Below are 24,308 nucleotides of genomic sequence, written 5' to 3' on the forward strand. Positions count from 1 at the left end.
AACCAGCGCCGGACCGCCGCTGTCTGCAATGCCCTCTGTTCCCCGCCAAAAAAATAGTTTAACGCTGAACCATATTGAGAGGAGAGGCTCTGGCATGGAAGAACGCAGGCAGGATAACGCCCGGCAGGCGGCACTGGATTATCACGAATTCCCGCGCCCGGGTAAGCTGGAGGTCCGCGCGACCAAGCCCCTTGCCAACGGCCGCGACCTGAGCCGCGCCTATTCGCCCGGCGTGGCCGAAGCCTGTCTGGAAATCAAGGCCGATCCCGCCACTGCCGCGCGCTATACCTCTCGCGGAAATCTTGTCGCCGTCGTTACCAACGGCACCGCCGTTCTGGGGCTGGGCAATATCGGCGCCCTTGCCTCGAAGCCGGTGATGGAGGGCAAGGCCGTCCTGTTCAAGAAATTCGCCGATATCGACTGTTTCGATATCGAACTGAACGAATCAAACCCCGAGAAACTGGCCGAGATCGTCTGCGCGCTGGAACCGACCTTCGGCGCCATCAATCTGGAAGACATCAAGGCCCCCGACTGCTTCATCGTGGAAAAGCTGTGCCGCGAGCGCATGAACATCCCGGTCTTTCACGATGACCAACACGGCACCGCCATCGTCGTCGGCGCGGCAGCAACCAATGCGCTGCACATCGCCCACAAACGGTTCGAGGATATCAAGGTCGTCTCGACGGGCGGCGGCGCAGCCGGCATTGCCTGCCTCAACATGCTGCTGAAGCTGGGCGTAAAACGCGAGAACGTCTGGCTTTGCGACATCGCCGGTCTTGTCTATGAGGGCCGCACCGAAGAAATGACCCCGCAAAAGGCGGAATATGCGCAGAAATCCGACCTGCGCACGCTGGATCAGGTGATCGAGGGCGCGGATCTGTTCCTGGGCCTGTCCGGTCCCGGCGTTCTGACGCCCGGGATGGTGGCCAAGATGGCCAAGCGTCCGGTCGTCTTCGCGCTGGCGAACCCCACACCCGAAATCCTGCCCGAAGACGTTCGTGCGGTCGCGCCGGATGCCATCATCGCCACCGGCCGCAGCGACTATCCCAATCAGGTCAACAACGTCCTTTGCTTCCCCTTCATCTTCCGCGGCGCGCTGGACGTGGGCGCAACCACGATCAACGATGAGATGCAGCTTGCCTGCATCGAGGGTATCGCCGCGCTGGCCCGCGCCACCACCAGCGCCGAAGCGGCCATGGCCTATCGTGGCGAGACGCTGACGTTCGGTTCGGATTACCTGATCCCCAAGCCCTTCGATCCGCGGCTGATCGGCGTCGTCTCGACCGCCGTGGCCCGGGCCGCGATGGAAACCGGCGTTGCCACCCGGCCGCTTGACGATATCGCCGGCTATAAGCGCAAGCTTGACGGCTCGGTCTTCCGCTCGGCTCTAATCATGCGCCCGGTGTTCGAGGCGGCCGCCACCGCCAAGCGCCGCATCGTCTTTGCCGAGGGCGAGGACGAGCGGGTGCTGCGCGCCGCCAACGCCATGCTGGAGGAAACCACCGACGCCCCCATCCTGATCGGCCGCCCCGAGGTCATCGAGATGCGCGCCGAACGCGCCGGCCTGCCGATCCGCCCCGGCCGCGACTTCGAGATCGTGAACCCCGAAAACGACCCGCGCTATCGCGACTATTGGGGCACCTATCACGAGTTGATGGCCCGTCGCGGCGCCACGCCCGACATCGCGCGCGCCATCATGCGCACCAACACCACCGCCATCGGCGCCGTCATGGTGCATCGGGGCGAAGCCGACAGCCTGATCTGCGGCACCTTCGGGCAATATAGCTGGCACCTGAACTATATTACCCAGATCCTTGCCCGCAACGGGCTACGCCCCCACGGCGCGCTGTCGCTGATGATCCTGCAGGACGGGCCGCTTTTCATCGCCGACACGCAGGTCACCCACGCCCCGACCCCGGAACAGGTCGCCGAGGCCGCCATCGGCGCTGCCCGCCACGTCCGCCGCTTTGGCATCACCCCAAAGGTCGCGCTGTGCAGCCATTCGCAGTTCGGCAATCTCGACACTGAATCGGGCCGCAAGATGCGCGCCGCGATGGAGATCCTTGAGGCGCGCGGCGTCGATTTCATCTTTGATGGCGAAATGCATGTCGACTCGGCGCTCGACCCCGCCATCCGCGAACGCCTGCTGCCGCATTCGCGTATTGAGGGCGCGGCCAACACGCTGGTCTTTTCCGGCACCGACTCGGCCTCGGGCGTGCGCAATGCGCTGAAGCTCAAGGCCAATGGGCTGGAGGTGGGGCCGATCCTGATGGGGATGGGCAACCGCGCCCATATCGTGACGCCCTCGATCAGCACCCGTGGCCTGCTGAACATGAGCGCGATCGCCGGGACCCCGGTCGATCATTACCGGTAATGGCCGAATACAGGGCAGGTCGCGGTGATTCTATCGCGACCTGCCACAAATTTTGCAAAATGCCCCGGGATTTTCACCCTAAAGCAAAGTTACCCGGCATTTGCAAATTGATGCGGTGAACTGCACCGAGATTCTGCAAAATATTTTGTCGCACCCCCGACTGTGGGCGTTAACATCCTTGCGCCCCGCTTTCTGCCGCGCATAACTCCGCCCCATCCACTCGGGGAGGAGTTGTTTCATGGGATATCGGGACATTTATTCCGCCTGGCAGGCTGATCCGGAGGGCTTCTGGATGCAAGCGGCCGAAGCCATCGACTGGGAGCGCAAGCCCTCGAAGGCGCTGTTTAACGACAAGGCCCCGATTTATGAATGGTTTTCGGACGGGCTGGTGAACACCTGCTGGAACGCGGTGGATCGCCATGTTCTGGCTGGTCGCGGCGACCAGGTCGCCATCCAGCACGAAAGCCCGATCACGCTTTCGACCAAGGGCATCACCTATAAGCAATTGCGGGACCGCGTCGCCTCGCTGGCCGGCGCCCTGCGGATGCGCGGTATCGAAAAGGGCGACCGCGTCATTATTTACATGCCGATGATCCCCGAGGCGCTGGAGGCGATGCTGGCATGCGCCCGCCTTGGCGCCATCCACTCCGTGGTCTTTGGCGGGTTTGCCGCGAACGAGCTTGCGGTGCGCATCGACGACTGCCAGCCCAAGGCGATCATCGCCGCCTCTTGCGGGTTGGAGCCGAACCGCGTCGTACATTACAAACCGCTGCTTGACGCCGCCATCGACATGGCCAGCCACAAGCCGGAATTCTGCGTCATCTTCCAGCGCGAGCAAGAGGTGGCGAAGCTGGTCGAGGGCCGCGATTTCAACTGGCACGGCTTCCAATACGGCGTGAAGCCCGCTGAATGTGTCCCGGTCGAGGGCAACCATCCCGCCTATATCCTTTATACCTCGGGCACGACCGGCCAGCCCAAGGGCGTGGTGCGCCACACCGCCGGCCATCTGGTGGCGCTGCAATGGTCGATGAAGAACGTCTATAATATCGAGGCCGGCGACCGCTTCTGGGCCGCCTCGGACGTGGGTTGGGTCGTCGGGCACTCCTATATCTGCTACGCGCCGCTGATCGCCGGCGCGACCACCGTGGTCTTCGAAGGCAAGCCTGTCGGCACGCCGCACCCTGGGGTTTTCTGGCGCATCATCCAGAACCTGCGCATCAAAAGCTTTTTCACCGCCCCCACCGCGCTGCGCGCCATCCGCCGCGAGGACCCGGACGGGGAATGGATCCGGCGCTATAAACTGCATGACCTGCAGGCGCTGTTTCTGGCTGGCGAGCGTGCCGATCCCGATACGGTGAAATGGGCGCAAGAGCATCTGGGGGTTCCGGTGGTCGATCACTGGTGGCAAACCGAAACCGGCTGGGCCATTGCCGCCAACCCCATTGGCGTCGAAATTCTGCCAACCAAGCTGGGCAGCCCCTCGGTCCCGATGCCCGGCTATGACGTTCAGGTGCTGGACGAAGGCGGCAATCCCGTGCCCGCCGGCACCTTGGGCGCGATCACCGTCAAGCTGCCCCTGCCCCCCGGCACCCTGCCGACGCTGTGGAATGCGGACGAGCGGTTCCGCAAGTCGTATCTTGACCACTTCCCCGGCTATTACGAGACCGGCGATGCAGGCTATATCGACGAGGACGGCTATCTTTACATCATGGCCCGCACCGATGACGTGATCAACGTCGCCGGCCACCGGCTTTCGACGGGCGCGATGGAGGAAGTGCTGGCCTCGCACCCCGATGTGGCGGAATGCGCGGTGATCGGGGTAGCGGACAGCCTGAAGGGGCAATCCCCGGTCGGGTTCCTGTGTCTCAAATCCGGGGCGACGACATCGCATGACCAGGTCGTCAAGGATGTGGTGAAGCTGGTGCGCGACAAAATCGGCCCGGTCGCCGCTTTCAAATCGGCCTGCGTAGTAGACCGCTTGCCCAAGACGCGCTCAGGCAAGATCCTGCGCGCCACCATGGCCAAGATCGCCGATGGCGAAAGCTTCAAGCCGCCGGCCACCATCGACGATCCGGTCATTCTGGATGAGATCCGCGAGGCGCTGGCCGGGATCGGATATCCCGGCGCTGCCTGAAGACGAGCCGAGGCTCATCCGGCGACCGGGGCGCGTCGTGGCGCCCTTGGTTCGGTTGCCCGGCCGGATTTGGGTATTTGGGCAACGAAGAAGCGGTGGGCGTCAAGGCCGTCGCTGCTGATTGTGGAGATGTGGTATTAGGATACGGGCGCCGCTTTTGGACGGCGCCCTTTTCTTTAGTCGATCTGCGCCCCAAGGCCACGCATCAGCGGCAGAAAGTCGGGGAAAGAGGTGGCAATCGGCCCGCCATCATCAACGCTGATCGGTCGTTCCGAGGCGAGGCCCGCCACCAGGAAGGACATGGCAATACGGTGGTCCAGATGCGAGGCGCAGGTGGCCCCACCGCCAAGCACACCCTTGCCGTGAACTGTCATGGTGTCGGCCGTATCCTCGACCTCGGCGCCATTGGCGCGCAGGCCGACCGCCATGGCGTCGATCCGGTCACTTTCCTTGACCCGCAGTTCATGCACGCCCTGCATAACGGTCGTGCCTTGGGCAAAGCATGCGATCACGGAAAGGATCGGGAATTCGTCGATCATACTGACGGCACGTTCGGGCGGAACGGTCACGCCTTTCAGCGGGCCGTGGCGAACGACGAGGTCGGCCACCGGCTCGCCCCCCTCTTCGCGGTTGTTTTCAAAGCGGATGTCGGCCCCCATCTCGATCAACGTGACGAATAGCCCGTCGCGGGTGGGGTTGCGGCTGACGCCCGGCACGCGGATTTCGGAGCCCGGCACGATCAGCGCCGCCGCCACCGGGAAGGCCGCGCTGGAAGGGTCGCAGGGCACCGCAACCGGCTGCGGATTCAGCTCGGGCCGGCCCTTGAGGGTGATCACCCGTCCCTCATCGGTGATTTCGGTGCGGATGCTGGCGCCGAAGCCGGCGAGCATGCGTTCGGTATGGTCACGGGTGGGCTCGGTTTCGATCACCACGGTTTCGCCGGGGGCGTTCAGCCCGGCCAGCAGGATCGCGGATTTGATCTGTGCGCTGGCGACCGGGGTCTTGTAACGCACCGGCACCGGCTCGGACGCGCCCCTGATGGTCACGGGCAGGCGCTTGCCTTCGCGCGCGGTGACTTCGCAGCCGAACAGCTCCAGCGGGTCGGTGATCCGGCCCATCGGGCGATGCGACAGGCTGGCATCGCCGGTGAAGGTGGCTGTGATCGGTGTCGTCGCCATCGCGCCCATGATCAGCCGCACGCCGGTGCCCGAATTGCCGCAATCGATCACGCCCTCGGGCTCGGCAAAGCCGCCAATGCCGACGCCATTCACGCGCCATTCGCCTTCGTCCAGACGCTGAACCTGCGCGCCGAAGGCCTGCATGGCCTTGGCGGTGTCCAGCACATCCTGCCCTTCCAGCAGGCCGGTGATATGGGTTTCACCAACTGACAAGGCACCGAGGATCAGCGCGCGATGGCTGATCGACTTGTCGCCCGGCACCTTGGCAGTGCCGGTCAGGGGACCCGAGCGCCGGGCGGTCATCGGAAGCGGTTCGGCAGAATGTGACATCAAGGCCCCCTCGTGCTTGTCGCGCAAGGTGATAGCGGTCACGGGCGGGGGTTGCAATCGGGGGCGATCACCCCCGCGCATTCAGGGCCGACGGCGGAAGGTGAGGTAATGCGGCGGCCGGCCTTCGCGCAGGGCCTTTTGCTCATAGCGGGTGGACAGCCAGTCGTCCCACGGCTCGGGGCTTTCGCCGATCAGATCGAACCCGGCCGGGGGCACTTCTTCCAGCGTCTGGCGGACATAGTCAGGAATGTCGGTGGCCACGCGGAATTCGGCACCCGGCTTCATCACGCGGGCAAGCGGGATCAGGTGCTCGGGCGTGACGAAGCGGCGGCGGTGATGCCGCGCCTTGGGCCATGGGTCGGGATAGTTCAGAAAAGCCTTGCTGATCGAGGCATCCGGCAGCACGTCCATCAGGTCGCGCGCGTCTCCGGGGTGCACGCTGACGTTTTCGACACCCGCCGCGCGTATCTTGCCCAAGAGCATGGCGACGCCGTTGATAAAGGGTTCGCAACCGATGATGCCCACGCCGGGACAGCGCGCGGCCATATGCACCATGTGCTCGCCCCCGCCAAAGCCGATCTCAAGCCAGACCGGACGGCCGTCGCCAAAGATCGTCGCGGGATCGACGGGCGTTCTGTCGGGGTTCTCTTGAACCGTGATGCCGCATGGGCGCAGGCTGCCCAGATCCTCGGACAGATAGCCCTTTTGGCTGTGGCGCAGGGTCTTGCCGTGGCGGCGGCCGTAGAAATTGCGGCGCGGAGGTGTGGGGTCGAATTCGCTCATGAGCCGGGGCTTTGCCCGGCCCCGGGCGCAAGGTCAAGCCATTCCGTCACTCGGCGGCAAGGCGCGAAATCACCACCGTCACTTCGGGCTTCTTGCCGATTTCCTCCATTGAGACCTGACGGGTGATCTTGCGGATCGCCTCTTCCAGCCGGTCGTCGTTCATGACCGTTCGATCATCGGCGCGTTCCAGGAATTCGGCCAGTGCCGACTCGATATTGGTGGCCAAGGGCACGCCGGCGCGGCCCAGTTCGGGCAGACCGGACAACTCGACCCAGGCATCGGGCAAGGGGGTGTCCTCCTCGTCTATGATCACCGAAACCATGGCCTGACCGTTCAGCGACATGCGAATGCGGTCGCGCACCACACCGTCCATGGCGCCGATCAGCACGTTGCCGTCCAGATAAAGCCGTCCCGTATCGATCTGATCAACCACCCGCGGCACCGGGCCCGACAGGTCCAGCATGGTGCCATTAGTCGCCACCACCGAGGAGATACCGCGCGCCTCAGCCAGTTTGGCATGTGCGCGCAGGTGCATATGTTCGCCATGCATCGGGATGACGATCTGGGGCTTCAGCAGGTCGTGCACCGCCTCGATGTCCGGGCGGTTCGCATGGCCCGAGACGTGATAGACCCCGTCGTCGGCATCATAAAGGTCGACGCCCATTTCCGACAGCGCGTTCATGATGCGGATCACGCCACGCTCATTGCCCGGAATGGTGCGCGAGCTGAACAGAAAGCTGTCGCCCTCTTTCAACTGCAGACCCAGATAGCGGCCGCGCGACAGTTGGGCACTGGCGGCCCGACGCTCGCCCTGGCTACCGGTGACGAGCAGCATCACCTTGTCCCGCGGCAGTTCCGAAGCCTCTTCAGGGCCGATCACTGCGGGAAAACGATCCAGAATGCCCGCCTCGGTCGCCACCGTCACCATGCGGCGCATGGCGCGGCCCAGCAGGCAGACCTTGCGACCCGCCGCGATACCCGCCTCGGCCAGCGTGCGCAGCCGGGCAATGTTGCTGGCGAAGGTCGTCGCCACCACCATCTGCTTTTGCGCCATGACGAAATCCAGAATCGGATTGGCCAACACCGCCTCGGACCGGCCGGGATGGGGCGAAAACACATTGGTGGAATCGCAGGTCAGCACCTTGACCCCCTGCCCTTCATTGGCGATCTCGTGCCACAGGATCGGGTCGAAGGGTTCGCCCACCACCGGGGTTCCATCCAGCTTGAAATCGCCGGTATGCACGATCCGCCCGGCCGGAGTGTCGATGATCAGCGCCGAGCTTTCGGGGATCGAGTGGCTGACCGGGACGAACTGCACCTGAAAGGCGCCCACCGTCACCACATCGGGGCGCGGTGCGTGGACATGGATCTGGTCGACGGGCTGTCCGGCCTCTTCCAGCTTCAACCGCGCCAGCGCGGCGGTAAAGCGGCGGCAATGCACCGGTTTTTGCAGCTTGGGCCAAAGCAGGCCTAGGGCACCGACATGATCTTCATGCCCGTGGGTGATGAAGATGGCGTCGATGCGGTCGCGGTTCTGTTCCAGCCAGGCGACATCCGCCATGATCAGGTCGATACCCGGCGAGGAATCCATGTCGCCGAAGGTGACGCCAAGATCAACGACGATCAGCCGTTCTCGTCCCGGCTCACCATAGCCATAGACATAGGCGTTCATGCCGATTTCGCCCGCGCCGCCCAACGGCAAATATATCAGGCGCTCAGCCATTGCCCATCTCCTTATTGTAATCATGGATCAGGCGCAGGCCATGCATGGTCAAATCGTCCTCGATCGCATCGAAAAGATCAAATCCCTGGTCGAAAAGCGGTGCCAGCCCGCCCGTAGCTATAACCTTCATCGGTCGTTCGCGTTCCTCGCGGATTTTATCCACTACGCCTTGCACCAAACCGATATAACCCCAGAAGATGCCAGATTGGATACAAGCAACCGTATTCGTGCCAATCACCTTGGCCGGCATCGTCACATCGACATGCGGCAGGCTGGCGGCACCCATGTGCAGCGCCTCAAGCGACAGGTTCACCCCCGGCGCGATGACGCCGCCGACATAGGCGCCGTCGGTGTCCACCACATCGAAGGTCGTTGCCGTGCCGAAATCCACCACGATCAGGTCCGACCCGTGCCGGTCAAAGGCGCCCAGCGTGTTCACCAACCTGTCGGGACCGACCACAGTGCCGAAATCGACGCGTGGCGCCACAGGCAGCAGGCAGTCAGGCTTGCCCACCACCAGTGGGCGGGTATCGAAATAACGGTTGCAGAGCACCCGCAGATTGAACACCACCCGCGGCGCGGTCGAGCTGATGATGCAGGCATCGATATTCAGCTCCAGCTTCTGCAAGGTGATCAGCGTGGACAGCCAGACGAAATATTCATCCGCCGTGCGCCGATGATCGGTCGAGATGCGCCATAACCCGACGAATTTCTCGCCATCCCAGACCGAAAAGACCGTGTTGGTATTGCCGGTGTCGATGCAAAGCAGCATAGGGCTAGCCTCCGAAATAGACTTCGGCGGCGGGAATGATCTGGCGCCCCGCCGGGCCGCGCAGGATCAGTGCGCCGGAATCGTCTATACCCTCGAATATGCCGTGACTTTCGGTCGTGCCCGTGCGGGCGACGATAGGCTCGCCCAGCCGGGCGGCGCGGGCCAGCCACGCGTTGCGGATCGGCGCGAAGCCATAGGTATCCAGTTGCGCCTGCCAGCGGGCAAAGGCGGGCGCCAACAGGTCCAGAAACTCCTCGGGAGCGATGACATGGCCGCATTCACCCCGGACCGATACCGGCGGAACCGCCCCCGCCGCCAGCGCGCCCGCATCGGGCGCAGCGGCCAGGTTCACCCCGATGCCGATCGCGACAGCCTGTACCCCCGGACCCGAACCCGAGCTTTCCAGCAAAATCCCCGCCACCTTGCCGCCGTTCAGCAGCACGTCATTTGGCCATTTGATCGCAAGCCGGGCTGAGGGTCCGCAGGCAAGGCCAAGCGCGTCGTAAAGCGCCAGCGCTGCGACAAAGGATAGTTGCGCGGCCGCCAATGCGCCGCCCTGCGGTCGGGTAATCAGCGTGGCGGCAAAGTTGCCGGCCGGCATGACCCATTCGCGCCCGCGACGACCACGGCCCGCGAATTGCTCGCGGGCCAGGATCCAGGCTGGACCAGAAAGACCGGGCGCCAGCCTCAGCGCCTCGGCATTGGTACTGTCGGTGCGGGCCAGGATATGACGGGCCACACCTTCGGGCCAGGTATCACTCACCTTGCACGGGCTCGGCGGGTTGCTCCGCAACGGCGACCGGCCCGACCAGGGTTTCTGCCGCGCGGCCAGCAGCCGCATCCACGCCGAACATGCTGATCGCACCCACCACCATGACCAGTGCCGGCACCATCAGTGCCAGATATTGCACCGCGCTCATCCGGCTGGTCATGCCGTCGGCCTCGGCGCCGAAATACATGTAATAGACGATACGCAGATAGTAGAAGGCACCGATGACCGAGGCGACGACGCCCAGCAGCGCCAACCAACCCATGCCGGCATCAACCGCCGCGGTCAGGACGCCGAACTTCGCAAAGAAACCCAGTGTCGGCGGCACACCCGCAAGGCTGAACATCAGCACCAGCATCGCCAGCCCCTTGACCGGATCGGTCCAAGCGAAACGATTTAGCGAGGTCAGGTCGGTCACCGGCGTGCCGTCACGCTCCATCGACAGGATGAAGGCGAAGGTGCCGATGTTCATCACCGTATAGATGGTCATGTAAAGCAGCATGTTCTGCACGCCGATAGCAGTGCCCGCGGCAAGACCGACCAGCGCAAAGCCCATATGCGCAATCGAGGAATAGGCCATCAGCCGCTTGATGTTGGTCTGGCCGATCCCGGCGATCGAGCCAAGGAACATGGACATGACCGCCAGCGCGGCAATGATCTGGCTCCAGTCGCCGATCACATGGCCGAAGGCGTCAAAGACCAGCCGGGCAATCAGCGCCATGGCCGCGACCTTGGGTGCGGTGGCAAAGAAAGCGGTGACCGGCGTCGGCGAACCTTCGTAGACGTCGGGCGTCCACATGTGGAAGGGCACGGCCGAGACTTTGAAGCTGAGACCGACCAGCAGGAACACCAGCCCGAACAGCACGCCCAGCGACAAGTGCCCTCCTTCGATGGCTTGGATGATCCCCGCAAATCCGGTGGTGCCGGCAAAGCCATAGACCAACGAGGCGCCATAGAGCAGCAGGCCCGACGAAAGCGAGCCGAGCACGAAATACTTCAAGCCGGCCTCGGCCGAGCGCCCCGAGTCGCGACGCATGGCGGCGATGACGTAAAGCGCCAGCGATTGCAGCTCCAACCCCATGTAAAGCGTCAGCAGGTCGCCTGCCGAGACCATGAACATCATGCCCAGCACTGACAGCGCGACGATGATCGGGAATTCAAAGCGCAGCATGTTGAGGCGCTGCATGTAATCGGCACTCATCGCCAGCACGCCGGCGGCGGCGACCAGAGTCACAACCTTGGCGAAACGCGAAAAGCTGTCGTCGACGAACATGCCGTAGAAGGCGGTCCCATCGGTATGATTGCCAAGGCCCACCATGGCCGCGACGATCAGGAAGGCCGCCACCGTGGCCCAGAGCAGCGTCCGGGCCAGCTTGTCCTTGCCGAGATAGGCCCCCGCCATCAGGGCGGCCAGGGCGTAGCCCGCCAGCACCACCTCGGGCAGAATGGTCGAGAAATCGAGCGAGGTCATGTCTGCCCCCTAGTGGCTGGCTTGGGCCGTGGCGACGGGTGCCGCCGGCTGGCTCTGGTTGTAGTCTTGGATAAGCGCGGAGACCGCCGGACCGGTCACATCGGTGACTAGTCGCGGATAGACGCCAAGGATCAGCGTCATGGCGATCAGTGGGATGAACACCCAACGCTCACGCGGTGTCATGTCGGTGATCGACTTCAGGCTTTCCTTGATGAGCTGGCCCAGCGTCACCCGACGATAGAGCCAGAGCGCATAGGCCGCCGACAGGATCACGCCCGAGGTCGCGACCAGCGCCACCCAGGTATTGACCCGGAAAACGCCCATCAGCGTAAGGAACTCGCCCACGAAGCCCGAGGTGCCGGGAAGGCCCACGTTCGCCATGGTAAAGAACATGAACACCGCCGCATAAGCCGGCATCCGGTTCACCAACCCGCCATAGGCGTCGATCTCGCGCGTGTGCATACGGTCGTAGATCACGCCGACGCAAAGGAACAGCGCGCCCGAGATAAAGCCATGCGACAGCATCTGGAAGATCGCGCCGTCGACGCCGATCTGGTTCGCGGCGAAGATCCCCATGGTGACGTAGCCCATGTGAGCCACCGACGAATAGGCGATGACCTTTTTCATATCCGACTGCGCCAGCGCCACCAGCGATGTATAGACGACGGCGATGGCCGACAGCCAGAACACCACCGGCTGCATAATGCCCGATGCGACCGGGAACATCGGCAGCGAAAAGCGCAGGAAGCCGTAGCCGCCCATCTTCAGCAACACGGCCGCCAGCAGGACCGAACCGGCGGTCGGCGCCTGCACGTGCGCGTCAGGCAACCAGGTATGGACCGGCCACATCGGCATCTTGACCGCGAAACTGGCAAAGAAGGCCAGGAACAGCAGCATCTGCATGCCACCCATGACCGTCATGCCCAGCAGCCGGAAGCTTTCCGAGGGGAATTCGAACTGCAACAGCGTCGGGATATCGGTGGTGCCCGCCATGCTGTACATGGCGATCATCGCCACCAGCATCAGCACCGAGCCGAGGAAGGTGTAGAGGAAGAACTTGAAGCTGGCATAGATGCGGTCCTTGCCGCCCCAGATCCCGATAATCAGGAACATCGGGATCAGCCCCGCCTCGAAGAACAAATAGAACAGCACCAGATCCAGCGCAGTGAACACGCCGATCATCAGCCCTTCCAGCACCAGAAAGGCGATCATGTATTCCTTGACTTTCACCTCGACATTCCAGGTCGAGAGAATGGTCAGCGGCATCATGAAGGTGGTCAGCAGCACGAACAGCACCGAGATGCCGTCCACGCCCATCTTGTAGCGCAGCCCCATGATCCAGGCGTGATCCTCGACGAATTGGAAGCCGGTGTTGGCCGGGTCGAAGCGGAACAGCACAAAAAGCGAGATCACGAAGGTCGCGGTGGTGGTCAGCAGCGCCAGCCATTTGGCATTGCGCGTCGCAGCCTCGTCCTGGCCGCGCAGAAACAGCGCCATGATGATTGCGGCGACGATCGGCAGGAAGGTGATGATGGAAAGAAGGTTCGTCATGTCAGTGCGCGCCTCGCATCATCACCCAGATCAGCAAGCCCACGATGCCCAGAACCATCGCGAAGGCGTAGTGGAACAGATAGCCCGTTTGCACCCGGCCCGCCGCGCGGGTCAGCCGCGGGATCAATCCCAGAGCCACCCCGTTGATGGTGCCGTCGATGATGGCTCCGTCGCCGCCCTTCCACAGGACACAGCCAAGCCATTTCGCGGGCCGGACAAAAATGAAGTCGTAAAGCTCGTCGAAGTACCATTTGTTCAGCAGGAACCGATAGAGCGCCGGTTGCACCGCAGCCAGCCGCCCCGGCAGAGAGGGGTTGGCGATATAAAAGATCCACGCGGTGATCAACCCCAGCAACATGGCGACGAAGGGCGACACTTTGACCCAAGCCGGTGCGTGGTGCGCTTCGTCCATGATGTGGTTGTCGGGATGGATATAGATCGCACCACCGACCGGCGCGGCAACTGCTGCGTGCTCGGCCTCGGCCGCCGCTTCGCCCCCGTCCGCGGCATCCGCTGCGACCTGATCGGTCGTGGCTACCGGGGCCTCGGCCGTGGCGTGTTCCACCGCAGCCTCGCCCTCGACCACCTCATGCGCCCCAGCGATGTGGAAATAGCTGGTGAACTTATTGTGGTCGCCGAAGAAGGGGCCGTACCACACCATACCCGCAAAGATCGCGCCGATGGCCAGAATGCCCAGCGGGATGGTCATGACCGGCGGGCTTTCATGCGCATGGTCATGGGCATGATGATCGCCGCGCGGCTTGCCGTAGAATGTCAGGAAGATCAACCGCCAGGAATAGAAGCTGGTGAAGCAGGCCGCGATGACCAGCATCCAGAAGGCATAGTTGCTGCCGGCCCATGCGCTTTCGATGATCGCGTCCTTGGACAGGAAGCCCGCGAAGCCGATATGGGTCAGCGGAATGCCGACGCCGGTGATGGCAAAGGTGCCGATCATCATCGCCCAGAAGGTCAGGGGGATTTTCTTGCGCAGCCCGCCATAGTTCCGCATGTCCTGCTCATGGTGCATGGCATGGATTACCGAACCGGCGCCCAGGAAGAGCATGGCTTTGAAAAAAGCGTGGGTCAGCAGGTGGAACATGGCCACCGAATAGACGCCGACGCCCGCTGCCACGAACATATAGCCAAGCTGCGAACAGGTCGAATAGGCGATGACCCGCTTGATATCGTTCTGCACCAGACCCACGGTCGCGGCGAAGAAGGCGGTGGTCGCACCGATAATGACGATGAAGTTCTTCGCATCCGGCGCAAATTCGTAAAGCGGCGACATGCGGCAGACCAGAAACACCCCTGCCGTCACCATGGTTGCGGCATGGATCAGCGCCGACACCGGGGTCGGACCCTCCATCGCGTCCGGCAACCAGGTGTGCAGCAGAAGCTGCGCCGATTTGCCCATGGCTCCGATGAACAGCAAGAAGCCCAGCAGGTTTGCCGCGTTCCACTCGCGCCACAGGAAGTGCATGTTGGTCTGCGCCAGTTCCGGCACCTGACGGAAAATCTCGTCGAACTGGACCGAGCCGGTCATCCAATAGAGACCGAAAATACCCAGAAGGAAGCCGAAATCTCCAACGCGGTTGACGATGAAAGCCTTCATCGCTGCGGCGTTGGCGCTGGCTTTCTTGTAGTAAAAACCGATCAGCAGATAAGAGGCGACGCCCACGCCTTCCCAGCCGAAGAACATCTGCAGCAGGTTGTCCGCCGTCACCAGCATCAACATGGCGAAGGTGAAGAACGACAGATAGGCAAAGAACCGTGCCTTGTAATGCTCGTCATGCGTCCAGTTGTCGTCATGGGCCATGTAGCCCAGTGAATACATATGCACGAGCGCCGACACGGTAGTCACCACGATCAGCATGATCGCCGTCAGCCGGTCCAGTCGAATGGCCCATTCAGCGTGGAAATCGCCAGTGACGATCCAGTCCACGACCGGAATATGCCGCGGCACGCCGTCAAAGGACAGCAGCAGATACCAACTGACCAGACAGCACAGGAACAGAACGCCTGTAGTCAGGTATTGCGCGGCTTTCTCGCCGATCGCGCGCCAGCCAAGGCCGGCGATCAGCGACGCGATGAGCGGCGCGAATAGGACGAATTTTTCCATGACCGCTTATCCCTTCATCACGTTGACGTCTTCCACCGCGATGGTGCCGCGGTTGCGGAAGAAGACCACCAGGATCGCCAGGCCGATGGCGGCCTCGGCCGCAGCGACGGTCAGCACGAACATGGTGAAGACCTGCCCCGTCAGATCGCCCAGATGGGTCGAGAAAGCGACAAAGTTGATGTTCACCGCCAAGAGCATCAGTTCGATCGACATCAGAATGACGATGACGTTCTTTCGGTTCACGAAGATCCCGAAAATGCCGGTGACGAAAAGTATCGCCCCCACAACAAGATAATGAGTCAATCCGATCATCGTCCTGGTCCCTCCGGGTCGTTCACCCGTTGAATATCCGTTCGCTGTATGGACCGCGCCGCGCGGTCCGCATTGGCTAGGCCGCCTAAGGGCGGGCCCTAAAGGCCCTGTCCCGGCTTCACGTCTTTCATTTCCATCGTCTTGGCCGGGTCGCGCCACATCTGCTCCAGCACATTTTGGCGCTTGATGTCCCTGCGGTGGCGCATGGTCAGCACGATCGCCCCGATCATCGCCACCAGCAGCACCAGACCGGCAAGCTGGAACATCAGCAGATAGCGATCATAAAGCACCATGCCCAATGCGACCGTGTTCTCAACCGCCGGATCCACCGGCACGGCCCGCAGGCTCTCGGCAATTTCCGAAGGCGCCCAACCCGAGAAGACGATGCCCAACTGCGCCAGCAGCACGATGCCGATCAGCAATGCCAAGGGCAGAGAGCGCGCCAACTCGCCCTTCAACTCGGCGAAGTCAACGTCGAGCATCATGACCACGAACAGGAACAGCACCGCCACGGCGCCGACGTAGACCACGACCAGCAGCATGGCGACGAATTCCGCGCCCTGAAGCACGAAAAGCCCGGCCGCCGAGAAGAAGGCGAGGATAAGCCACAGCACCGAATGCACCGGGTTGCGGCCGATCACGACCATGAAGCCCGCGACGCAGGCGCTGATCGCGAACAGGTAGAAAGCGAAGGTCATCATTCCTCGTCCTCCTCGGCATAGACGCTTTGGGCGATTTCCAGCGCCTTCTGCATCGCGGGCAGCCCGCCGAACATGCTCATCTGAAAGATCGTCTCGGCGATCTCGCGTTTGGTGGCGCCGGCCGCCAGCGCCTGACGAATGGTCAGTCGCAACTGCGGTTCGGCCAGCGCGCCCTGAACGGTGATCGCGCCAATGGTAAGAAGCAGACGTGTCTTGGCGTCCAGCCCCTCGCGGTTGAAAGTCTTGCCGAACCACATTTCCAGCATGTCGGCAGGAATCGTCGGCACCAGCTTTTCCATGGCGCGCATGTCGAAATGTTCGAGCCCCGGGTTGAAGGCGCGCGCCATTTCCTGGCCCGAGGCCATCATCTGTGCGAAAAGCTTGGTGAACGCGTCGGTCATCTGTAGGGCGCATCCATTTGCAGGTTGCGGGCAATCTCGGCCTCCCAGCGTTCGCCGTTCGCAAGCAGTTTCTGCTTGTCATAGAACAGCTCTTCGCGGGTCTCGGTGGCATATTCGAAATTCGGCCCCTCGACGATGGCATCGACCGGGCACGCCTCTTGGCAGAAGCCGCAATAGATGCATTTCGTCATGTCGATGTCGTAGCGCGTAGTGCGGCGGCTGCCGTCCTCGCGCGGTTCGGCGTCGATGGTGATGGCCTGGGCCGGGCAGATTGCCTCGCACAGCTTGCAGGCGATGCAGCGTTCCTCGCCGTTGGGATAACGGCGCAGCGCATGCTCTCCGCGGAAACGCGGCGACAGCGGGCCCTTTTCATGCGGGTAGTTCAGCGTCGGTTTGGGCGACACGAAATAGCGCATCCCCAGACCGAAGCCCTTTATGAAATCCCACATCAGGAAATACTTGGTGGCACGGGCGAAATCGAAGGCCATCAGAAATGCTCCCCTTCCCTGGGGGCCGCGAAACGGTCGAACGCGGCAACATAGTCGCGGATGCGGGCGCTGCTTTGCGCTTGGTCCGCACTGTCCAGATGATTGGCGAGGAAATGCGCCAGTTCCACCTTGTCGGTCTCACTGGCTTTGGCAAATGCCTCGGCTAGCTTATTGGAATACATGCGTCTTATCCTCCGACCGCGAAGCGGGCCCAGAAGCTGCCCAGTACTTCGTAACGGGCCAGGATCGCCACCAGCACCACCCAGCCCAGCGACAGGGGCAGGAACACTTTCCAACCGATCCGCATCAGCTGGTCATAGCGGTAGCGGGGCACGATCGCCTTGACCATTGCGAACATGTAGAACCAGAACCACATCTTGATAACCATCCACCACCAGCCATCGGCGATGAAAGGCACCGGCGACAGCCAGCCGCCAAAGAACAAAAGCGACAGCAGCGCGCACATCAGATACATGGCGATATATTCGCCCGCCATGAACAGCAGATAGGGCGTGGACGAATATTCGGTCATGAAACCGGCGACCAGTTCGGACTCGGCTTCGACCAGATCAAAGGGCGGGCGGTTGCACTCGGCCAAGGCGCTGACAAAGAACAGCACCACCATCGGCAGGTGCGGCAGCCAATACCAGTTCAGCAGGCCGTAATCGCCACGTTGCGCATCTACGATGGCCGTCAGGTTCATCGAGCCGGTCGAGATGATGACACCGATGATGATCAGGCCCAGCGACACTTCGTAAGAGATCATCTGCGCCGCCGACCGCAACGACGCCAGGAACGGGTATTTCGAGTTCGAGGCCCAGCCGCCCATGATGACGCCGTAAACCTCAAGCGAGGAGGCGGCAAAGATGAACAGGATGCCGACGTTGATGTTCGCCATCACCCAACCTTCATCGAAGGGGATCACGACAAACGAAAACAGCGCCAGCATCATCGACAGGAAGGGGGCCAGGAAATAGACGAACTTATCCGCGCCGGCCGGGATGACGATTTCCTTGACGACATATTTCAGTGCGTCGGCAAAGGTTTGCAACAGGCCCCACGGGCCGACCACGTTCGGGCCGCGGCGCATCTGCACTGCCGCCCAGATCTTGCGGTCGCCATAGACCATGAAGATCAGCGACCCCATGACAAAGGCGATGACCGCCAAACCCTGCAAGAGCATGCTGAGTGCGAAACCGTAGGGCGAGGCCCAGAATTCAGCCATGATCTTTCGTCCCTCTCATCACGCCGCGGGAATGCCGCGTGCCTTGCATTCCTGCAAGGTCTGTTTCGTTGTCATCACGGTCAGGCCCATCGGTTTTTTCTCGGACAGGGTGAAGACCGAGCCGACGACCACCTTGCCGTTGCGCTTGTCCTGAAGCGTGCGGATGTGCCGGGCATAAGATGCCCCTTTCGCATCGGCCCAGTTGGCCAGCGCGCATGTGGCATAGGCGAAGGCAGTGTCGGCGTCCACCCCGCGCCGAAGGTTTGCCGTCACTTCCACCAAGCTGTCCGAGCCTTTGCGCGAGCTGGCCAGATCGGTGACCTGCGCGCCCTGAAAATCCTTGGGATCGGCTTCGAAAGCAGCGGGCAGATTCAGCCGCAGCGGGCGGGTGCGGGCCGCGAATTCGGCCAGCGCCTTTTCCTGCGACGTAAGCTCGCGCGCCCGAACCGGGGCCATGTCCGGCAGACCGGACAGATCCAGTTCCAGATTCGCGTTCAGCGCCATAAGATCGGCCTCGGTCACGGCGAAAGCGTCGCGGCCCTCGGGGCTGTCCAGCGCCATCTGCGTTACGGCGCCATCCGGTTCCAGAATCAGGATCTCGCCCGATTTGGTCGAAATCCGACCGCGGGTCAGCACCTTCTTGTTCGGCGACCCGGCATCGCTTTGCAAAACCGCAATACCAAGCTCGGCCGGCTTGGGTTGCGGGCGTGCATCCTTGATCGCGCCGCAACCCACCAGCAGGGCCAAGGCGCCTATTCCGGTCAGCAAGGCAGGGCCGGACCGCATGCTTGTCACTCCGCCGCCATTGCCGGGGCCTTGCGGGCCGCCGCCATTGCAGAAAGCTCTCCCATCAGGGGCGAAGACCGTGCGATCGGGTTGGTCAGATAGAAATCCTTGATGACATTGCGGAAGCTGGCCTGCCCCAGATCGAACCGATCTAGCGGCTGCCACGCGTTCTGCGGCACCTGATCGACCTGCGCCAGATGCGGCACAGCCTCGATCAGCTTGCGCCGCAGCCCGGCGAGGCTGTCCCAGGGCTGGGTCATCCCCAACTCGGCCGAAAGCGCCCGCAGGATCGCCCAGTTCTCTTTCCCTTGGCCCGGAGCGAAATTGGCGCGCATGGCAAGTTGCGGCCGGCCCTCGGTATTCACGAACAGGCCGCTTTCCTCGGTATAGCAGGCACCGGGCAGGATAAGGTCGGCGCGATGCGCACCGCGGTCGCCATGGCTGCCCTGGTAGATCACGAAGGGACCTGCTGCGATATCAACCTCATCGGCGCCAAGGTTATAGATCACCTCGGCACCGTCGATGGCGGCATCCAGCCCACCCTCGGTCACCGCGCTGACATCCATGGCTCCGACACGCCCGGCGGCCGTATGCAGGATCAGCAGCTTCGAGTTGCTGTTCTCGCACAGCCTCATCGCATGGGCCAGAACCGCCTCGCCATCGGCCTCGCGAATCGCGCCCTGCCCGACGATGACAAGCGTCGGCTTGCCGCGGGTTTCGTCGGTGATCTCCATCGCAGACAGCTTTTCCAGCGCCGCGCGGTCGTCGCCCAGATGGGCGTAATCATAGGTCAGATCGACCGCCTCACCGACCAGCCCAATCCGTGCGCCATGCGTCCACGCCTTGCGAATACGGGCGTTCAGCACCGGCGCTTCGTCGCGAGGGTTGGTGCCGATCAATTGGATCATCGCCGCATTGTCGATATCCTCGATACGCGCCGTCCCGACATAGGCCGAACGATTGCCGATAGGCAGTCGCGCACCATCGGTGCGGCATTCGACCTTGCCGCGCAGCCCCTCGATCAGTTGTTTCAGACTGAAAGCAGCCTCGGCCGGGACCAGATCCCCGATAAGGCCGGCAAGCTTTTTGCCCTTCATCGCGCGGGCGGCTGCCTCAAGCGCCTCGGGCCAGTCGGCGGGGCGCAGACGACCGTTTTCGCGGATATAGGGCCGGTCGAGGCGCTGGCGGCGCAACCCGTCCCAGACGAAACGGGTCTTGTCGCTGATCCATTCCTCGTTCACGCCGTCATGGTTGCGCGGCATGATACGCATGACCTCGCGGCCCTTGGTATCGACGCGGATGCTGGACCCAAGCGCATCCATCACGTCGATGGATTCGGTCTTGGTCAGCTCCCACGGACGCGCGGTAAAGGCATAGGGCTTCGAGACCAGCGCCCCCACCGGGCAAAGGTCGATGATATTGCCCTGCATGTTCGATTCCAGCGTCTGGTTCAGATAGCTGGTGATCTCGCTGTCCTCGCCCCGACCGGTCTGGCCCATCTGGGTGATGCCCGCCACTTCGGTGGTAAAGCGCACGCAGCGGGTGCAAGAGATGCAGCGGGTCATATGCGTCTCGACCAGCGGACCCAGATTCAGGTCCTCGGATGCGCGCTTCGGCTCGCGATAGCGGCTGAAATCCACGCCATAGGCCATGGCCTGGTCCTGAAGGTCGCATTCGCCGCCCTGATCGCAGATCGGGCAATCCAACGGATGGTTGATGAGCAGGAACTCCATCACCCCTTCCCGGGCTTTCTTGACCATGGGCGAGTTGGTGCGGACTTCGGAAGGCGCACCATCCGGGCCGGGGCGCAGATCCTTGACCTGCATGGCGCAAGAGGCTGCGGGCTTGGGCGGACCGCCCACGACCTCGACCAGACACATGCGGCAGTTGCCGGCGATCGACAGCCGCTCATGATAGCAGAAACGCGGCACCTCGACCCCGGCCAACTCGCAGGCCTGGATCAGGGTCATGTTGGGATCGACCTCGATAATCCTGTCGTCGATCTTGATCTTGCGAAGATCTGCCATCTTGTCTTCCCTTATCGCTCGCACCGGAAAGCCGTGCCGGAATGACCCCCGGCAGGTTTCGCGCGATGTAAATGCTGGCCGAAGGCTGGCCCGGTTTTCTGTGCGGCTGTCGTCGGTCCCATCCGCCCCGTCCTCATGACATCGCCCCGTCGAAAGAGGCTGTCCCAATGGCGGCGCAAGGCAGCAAGCCGGCATCACGATTCGCATCGGCCGCGCAGGCGGTGTCCTGCATCAACCGCTGCGGGATTTCCCCGGCAAAGCCGTCAGCGGCGATCATCGCCGCCGCTGCCGCCGCCACCAGGGCAATGCCGATCCGGTTCATCCACGTCTTCATTTCTTCGCTACCAACAAGCTGCCGATGACTGTGTTTCGTGCAATTTCCTGCCGGCCAATGCGGCAAAAGCTCTCGGGGTCACTTTCCTTGGCGCCTTGGCGGGTCAGGTAATCCTCGGCCACGGCATAAATGCGCTGCTTTTCCGCCTTGTTATCCAGAAAAGTGTCGATCTCGGTCCGGGAATAGCCCTGCTTTTCGGCATAACGCTTGAGCTTGCGTGCCTCGCCATAGGCGTAAAGGATCCTGCCATCGATGCTGGGACAGGTGCGGCGGATCCGGTCGGCAATGCGAGCGGCGATCAGCCGGTCGTTGATGTATTTTTCCTTGCTGAGCGGTTCAAGCGCAACGGCAGGCGTCGCCAGCATAGCAGCGATCAGCGCGGCGGGAATGAGCTTCATGACGGATGTCTCCCGAGTGAAATGGAACTTGTCCATAACACGCAGGCGTCGCCCGGGTTCGACACCAAGGGGTGAAGGCGATGTTATCCGGCCTTTCCGGCACGCGCACAGGCGCGGGCTGTCCCCCTTGGGGGTCAACCATGCCGAAATGGAAAAACCGGTCGCCATTATCGCTTACTCCGCCGCCATCGCGCCCATGCGGCCGGTGCGGCGCGCCTTGATGCGATCCTCGATCTCTTCACGGAAATTGCGGATCAGGCCCTGGATCGGCCAGGCTGCTGCATCGCCAAGCGCGCAGATGGTATGGCCTTCAACCTGCTTGCTTACGTCGAAGAGCATATCGATTTCCTCGATCTCGGCTTCGCCGCGCACCAGACGCTCCATCACCCGCATCATCCAGCCGGTGCCCTCGCGGCACGGGGTGCACTGGCCGCAGCTTTCATGCTTGAAGAATTTCGACAGCCGCCAGATCGCCTTCACCACATCGGTGGACTGGTCCATGACGATCATGCAGGCGGTGCCAAAGGAGGAGCGCAGCTCGCGCATGCCGTCGTAATCCATGATGGCATTTTCACACTGTTCCGCCGTCAGCACGGGACAAGAGGCGCCGCCGGGGATCACCGCCTTGAGGTTCTTCCAGCCGCCGCGAATGCCACCGCCATGCTTTTCGATCAACTCGCGCATGGGAATGGACATGGTCTCTTCGACCACACAAGGGGCATTCACATGGCCAGTCAGGCCGAACAATTTCACGCCCGCGTTGTTGGGGCGACCAAAACCGGCGAACCATTCTGCACCGCGGCGCAGGATGGTCGGCACCACCGCGATCGACTCGACGTTGTTCACCGTGGTCGGGCAACCGTAAAGCCCCGCGCCCGCCGGGAACGGCGGCTTCATGCGCGGCATGCCTTTCTTGCCTTCCAGCGATTCCAGCAGCGCCGTTTCCTCACCGCAGATATAGGCGCCCGCGCCATGATGCAGGTAAAGGTCGAAATCCCAGCCCGAACCGGCGGCATCGCGGCCCAAAAGACCGGCGTCATAACATTCGTCGATGGCGGCTTGCAGCGCCTCGCGTTCACGGATGAATTCGCCCCGGATATAGATATAGGCCGCATGTGCGCCCATGGCGAAGCTGGCGATCAGCGCGCCCTCGATCAGCGTGTGCGGATCGTGACGCATGATCTCGCGGTCCTTGCAGGTCGCAGGCTCGGATTCGTCGGCGTTGATGACCAGATACGAGGGGCGGCCATCCGATTCCTTGGGCATGAAAGACCATTTCATGCCGGTGGGGAAACCCGCGCCGCCACGGCCGCGCAGGCCCGAGGCCTTCATCTCGTCGATGATCTTGTCCCGCCCGCGCTGGATGATCCCGGCGGTGCCGTCCCAGCAGCCGCGCATTTTCGCGCCGGACAGGCTGCGGTCGCCCATGCCGTAAAGGTTCCTAAAGATCCGGTCCTGATCGTTCAGCATCGTCTTATCCTTGTCCCTGCGAGGACGCATTGCGCCGCCGCCAGATCCGCCAGGTCACCGCGAGTGACCAGATCAAGGCCCCAATCGCCATCAGATCGGCGAGAAAGGCGTATTTCGCGGGCCAGTCCTGCTGACCCCCCAGCCATTGCACCCCAAGCCACAATGCCACGGTCGCGGCGATCACCGACGCCACCAGCCGCATCTGCCGGGCATCCGCCGCAGCGGCCCTACCCCCATGCGGCGCATCATGTCCTGCCTGGCGGGCCATCAGCCGACCTCGCCCTTGTCCACGCTCCGGGAATGGGCGGTCTCGCCCCCCGTCGCCAGAAGCCTCGCCTGACCAACCCAATCATCGGCCTCGATACGCCCGCCCAGTCGTCCCAACCGTTGCGCGAAATCGGCGACCATAGCCGCATCCCAGGCAGCTATCTGTTCATAGCGGGTGACGCCGTGTTCCTTCAGTCGGTCCGAAAGCTTGGGACCGATGCCTTTGATCCGCTTCAGATCGTCAGCCGGCAGCGGCAAATCAGGGATTACCTCTGCTTCGGGCACAGACGCAGGCTTTGGCGCAGGGGATTGCGCGGGCAGCGCCCCAGCGACAATGGGCATCTGCGCGCCCGGGGGCGGAACCTCTGGTCCCAGCGAGCCGCTGACCAGAAGCGCCTCGGGCTGACTTTCCATGGCGGCACGTTGCCAGTCGGTGCCGGTCAGGCCCTTACTCTCTTGGAAAAGCTCGGGCCGGTCATGGCAGAGCAGCCAGACCAGCAGCGCGCCCAACAGCACAAAAGTCACGATGCCCAGAAATACGCCAGCCAACCAGTGCAAATCGCCGAGGCCGGCTGTGAACAACAGCACTACCACCCCGGCGATTGCCGCCGAGATCCAGCAGTTTCTGTTGCACTCTGCCCGTTCCATCGTAACCCGACCGCTCCTGTGCGAAATTAGGCGCCGTTATGCGCGGC

Annotated in this window: 23 protein-coding genes; 2 read left to right on the forward strand and 21 right to left on the reverse strand. The window is 62.7% G+C overall.

Going from position 1 to position 24,308, the window contains the following annotated elements; all coding sequences use genetic code 11:
* Positions 1-94 precede the first annotated feature (94 nt).
* Entirely contained in the window at positions 95-2,374 is a 2,280-nt protein-coding gene (locus tag JWJ88_RS08325) for an NADP-dependent malic enzyme (RefSeq protein WP_205293648.1), read from the forward strand.
* A 238-nt stretch (positions 2,375-2,612) separates the two neighbouring features.
* The gene (locus JWJ88_RS08330) at positions 2,613-4,508 is read left to right on the forward strand and encodes a propionyl-CoA synthetase (protein ID WP_205293649.1); all 1,896 of its coding nucleotides are present in this window, start codon (positions 2,613-2,615) and stop codon (positions 4,506-4,508) included.
* Positions 4,509-4,684: 176 nt separating this feature from the next.
* On the opposite strand, the gene aroA is transcribed toward JWJ88_RS08330, so the two are convergent.
* From aroA to JWJ88_RS08435, 21 genes are all read right to left on the reverse strand, one after another.
* Positions 4,685-6,016, reverse strand: coding sequence for a 3-phosphoshikimate 1-carboxyvinyltransferase (gene aroA, locus JWJ88_RS08335; protein WP_205293650.1), 1,332 nt, complete (start codon positions 6,014-6,016; stop codon positions 4,685-4,687).
* Between the two features lie 81 nt (positions 6,017-6,097).
* Positions 6,098-6,799, reverse strand: coding sequence for a tRNA (guanine(46)-N(7))-methyltransferase TrmB (trmB, locus tag JWJ88_RS08340; RefSeq protein WP_205293651.1), 702 nt, complete (start codon positions 6,797-6,799; stop codon positions 6,098-6,100).
* A gap of 46 nt (positions 6,800-6,845) precedes the next feature.
* Positions 6,846-8,522: a ribonuclease J gene (locus JWJ88_RS08345; RefSeq protein ID WP_205293652.1), complete on the reverse strand. Its 1,677-nt coding sequence runs from the start codon at positions 8,520-8,522 to the stop codon at positions 6,846-6,848.
* The gene (locus JWJ88_RS08350) at positions 8,515-9,294 is read right to left on the reverse strand and encodes a type III pantothenate kinase (protein WP_205293653.1); all 780 of its coding nucleotides are present in this window, start codon (positions 9,292-9,294) and stop codon (positions 8,515-8,517) included. The genes JWJ88_RS08345 and JWJ88_RS08350 overlap by 8 nt, the downstream gene beginning before the upstream one ends.
* A gap of 4 nt (positions 9,295-9,298) precedes the next feature.
* Positions 9,299-10,057 carry a biotin--[acetyl-CoA-carboxylase] ligase gene (locus JWJ88_RS08355; RefSeq protein WP_205293654.1) on the reverse strand — a complete coding sequence of 253 codons (759 nt, stop codon included), beginning with the start codon at positions 10,055-10,057 and terminating at the stop codon, positions 9,299-9,301.
* Positions 10,050-11,534, reverse strand: a complete 1,485-nt coding sequence (nuoN, locus tag JWJ88_RS08360) for an NADH-quinone oxidoreductase subunit NuoN (RefSeq protein ID WP_205293655.1) — start codon at positions 11,532-11,534, stop codon at positions 10,050-10,052. The genes JWJ88_RS08355 and nuoN overlap by 8 nt, the downstream gene beginning before the upstream one ends.
* Positions 11,535-11,543: 9 nt before the next feature.
* The gene (locus JWJ88_RS08365) at positions 11,544-13,085 is read right to left on the reverse strand and encodes an NADH-quinone oxidoreductase subunit M (protein WP_205293656.1); all 1,542 of its coding nucleotides are present in this window, start codon (positions 13,083-13,085) and stop codon (positions 11,544-11,546) included.
* A gap of 1 nt (position 13,086) precedes the next feature.
* Positions 13,087-15,204, reverse strand: a complete 2,118-nt coding sequence (gene nuoL / locus JWJ88_RS08370) for an NADH-quinone oxidoreductase subunit L (RefSeq protein ID WP_205293657.1) — start codon at positions 15,202-15,204, stop codon at positions 13,087-13,089.
* Positions 15,205-15,210: 6 nt separating this feature from the next.
* Positions 15,211-15,516, reverse strand: coding sequence for an NADH-quinone oxidoreductase subunit NuoK (gene nuoK / locus JWJ88_RS08375; protein ID WP_205293658.1), 306 nt, complete (start codon positions 15,514-15,516; stop codon positions 15,211-15,213).
* Positions 15,517-15,614: 98 nt separating this feature from the next.
* Complete coding sequence (locus JWJ88_RS08380; RefSeq protein ID WP_205293659.1) at positions 15,615-16,217, reverse strand: NADH-quinone oxidoreductase subunit J; 603 nt, start codon at positions 16,215-16,217, stop codon at positions 15,615-15,617.
* Positions 16,214-16,618 (reverse strand): carboxymuconolactone decarboxylase family protein, encoded by a 405-nt coding sequence (locus JWJ88_RS08385; protein ID WP_205293660.1) that lies wholly within the window; start codon positions 16,616-16,618, stop codon positions 16,214-16,216. Before JWJ88_RS08385 ends, JWJ88_RS08380 begins: the two co-directional genes overlap by 4 nt.
* The gene (nuoI, locus tag JWJ88_RS08390) at positions 16,615-17,106 is read right to left on the reverse strand and encodes an NADH-quinone oxidoreductase subunit NuoI (protein ID WP_018000820.1); all 492 of its coding nucleotides are present in this window, start codon (positions 17,104-17,106) and stop codon (positions 16,615-16,617) included. Before nuoI ends, JWJ88_RS08385 begins: the two co-directional genes overlap by 4 nt.
* Positions 17,106-17,288 (reverse strand): hypothetical protein, encoded by a 183-nt coding sequence (locus tag JWJ88_RS08395; RefSeq protein WP_205293661.1) that lies wholly within the window; start codon positions 17,286-17,288, stop codon positions 17,106-17,108. Before JWJ88_RS08395 ends, nuoI begins: the two co-directional genes overlap by 1 nt.
* Positions 17,289-17,293: 5 nt before the next feature.
* A complete protein-coding gene (nuoH, locus tag JWJ88_RS08400) occupies positions 17,294-18,331 on the reverse strand; it encodes an NADH-quinone oxidoreductase subunit NuoH (protein ID WP_205293662.1) in 1,038 nt (345 codons plus the stop codon).
* Between the two features lie 18 nt (positions 18,332-18,349).
* Positions 18,350-19,117 (reverse strand): hypothetical protein, encoded by a 768-nt coding sequence (locus JWJ88_RS08405; RefSeq protein WP_205293663.1) that lies wholly within the window; start codon positions 19,115-19,117, stop codon positions 18,350-18,352.
* Positions 19,118-19,122: 5 nt separating this feature from the next.
* Positions 19,123-21,144, reverse strand: a complete 2,022-nt coding sequence (gene nuoG, locus JWJ88_RS08410) for an NADH-quinone oxidoreductase subunit NuoG (RefSeq protein ID WP_205293664.1) — start codon at positions 21,142-21,144, stop codon at positions 19,123-19,125.
* 133 nt (positions 21,145-21,277) lie between these two features.
* Positions 21,278-21,466 (reverse strand): hypothetical protein, encoded by a 189-nt coding sequence (locus JWJ88_RS08415; protein WP_205293665.1) that lies wholly within the window; start codon positions 21,464-21,466, stop codon positions 21,278-21,280.
* A gap of 8 nt (positions 21,467-21,474) precedes the next feature.
* Positions 21,475-21,876, reverse strand: coding sequence for a DUF5333 domain-containing protein (locus JWJ88_RS08420; protein ID WP_205293666.1), 402 nt, complete (start codon positions 21,874-21,876; stop codon positions 21,475-21,477).
* A gap of 174 nt (positions 21,877-22,050) precedes the next feature.
* A complete protein-coding gene (nuoF, locus tag JWJ88_RS08425) occupies positions 22,051-23,346 on the reverse strand; it encodes an NADH-quinone oxidoreductase subunit NuoF (protein WP_205293667.1) in 1,296 nt (431 codons plus the stop codon).
* A 4-nt stretch (positions 23,347-23,350) separates the two neighbouring features.
* Positions 23,351-23,614 (reverse strand): DUF5337 domain-containing protein, encoded by a 264-nt coding sequence (locus JWJ88_RS08430; RefSeq protein WP_205293668.1) that lies wholly within the window; start codon positions 23,612-23,614, stop codon positions 23,351-23,353.
* The gene (locus tag JWJ88_RS08435; RefSeq protein WP_205293669.1) at positions 23,614-24,261 is read right to left on the reverse strand and encodes a hypothetical protein; all 648 of its coding nucleotides are present in this window, start codon (positions 24,259-24,261) and stop codon (positions 23,614-23,616) included. The genes JWJ88_RS08430 and JWJ88_RS08435 overlap by 1 nt, the downstream gene beginning before the upstream one ends.
* Positions 24,262-24,308 lie beyond the last annotated feature (47 nt).

The sequence above is a fragment of the Paracoccus methylovorus genome, from assembly GCF_016919705.1.
Taxonomy (GTDB): Bacteria; Pseudomonadota; Alphaproteobacteria; order Rhodobacterales; family Rhodobacteraceae; genus Paracoccus; species Paracoccus methylovorus.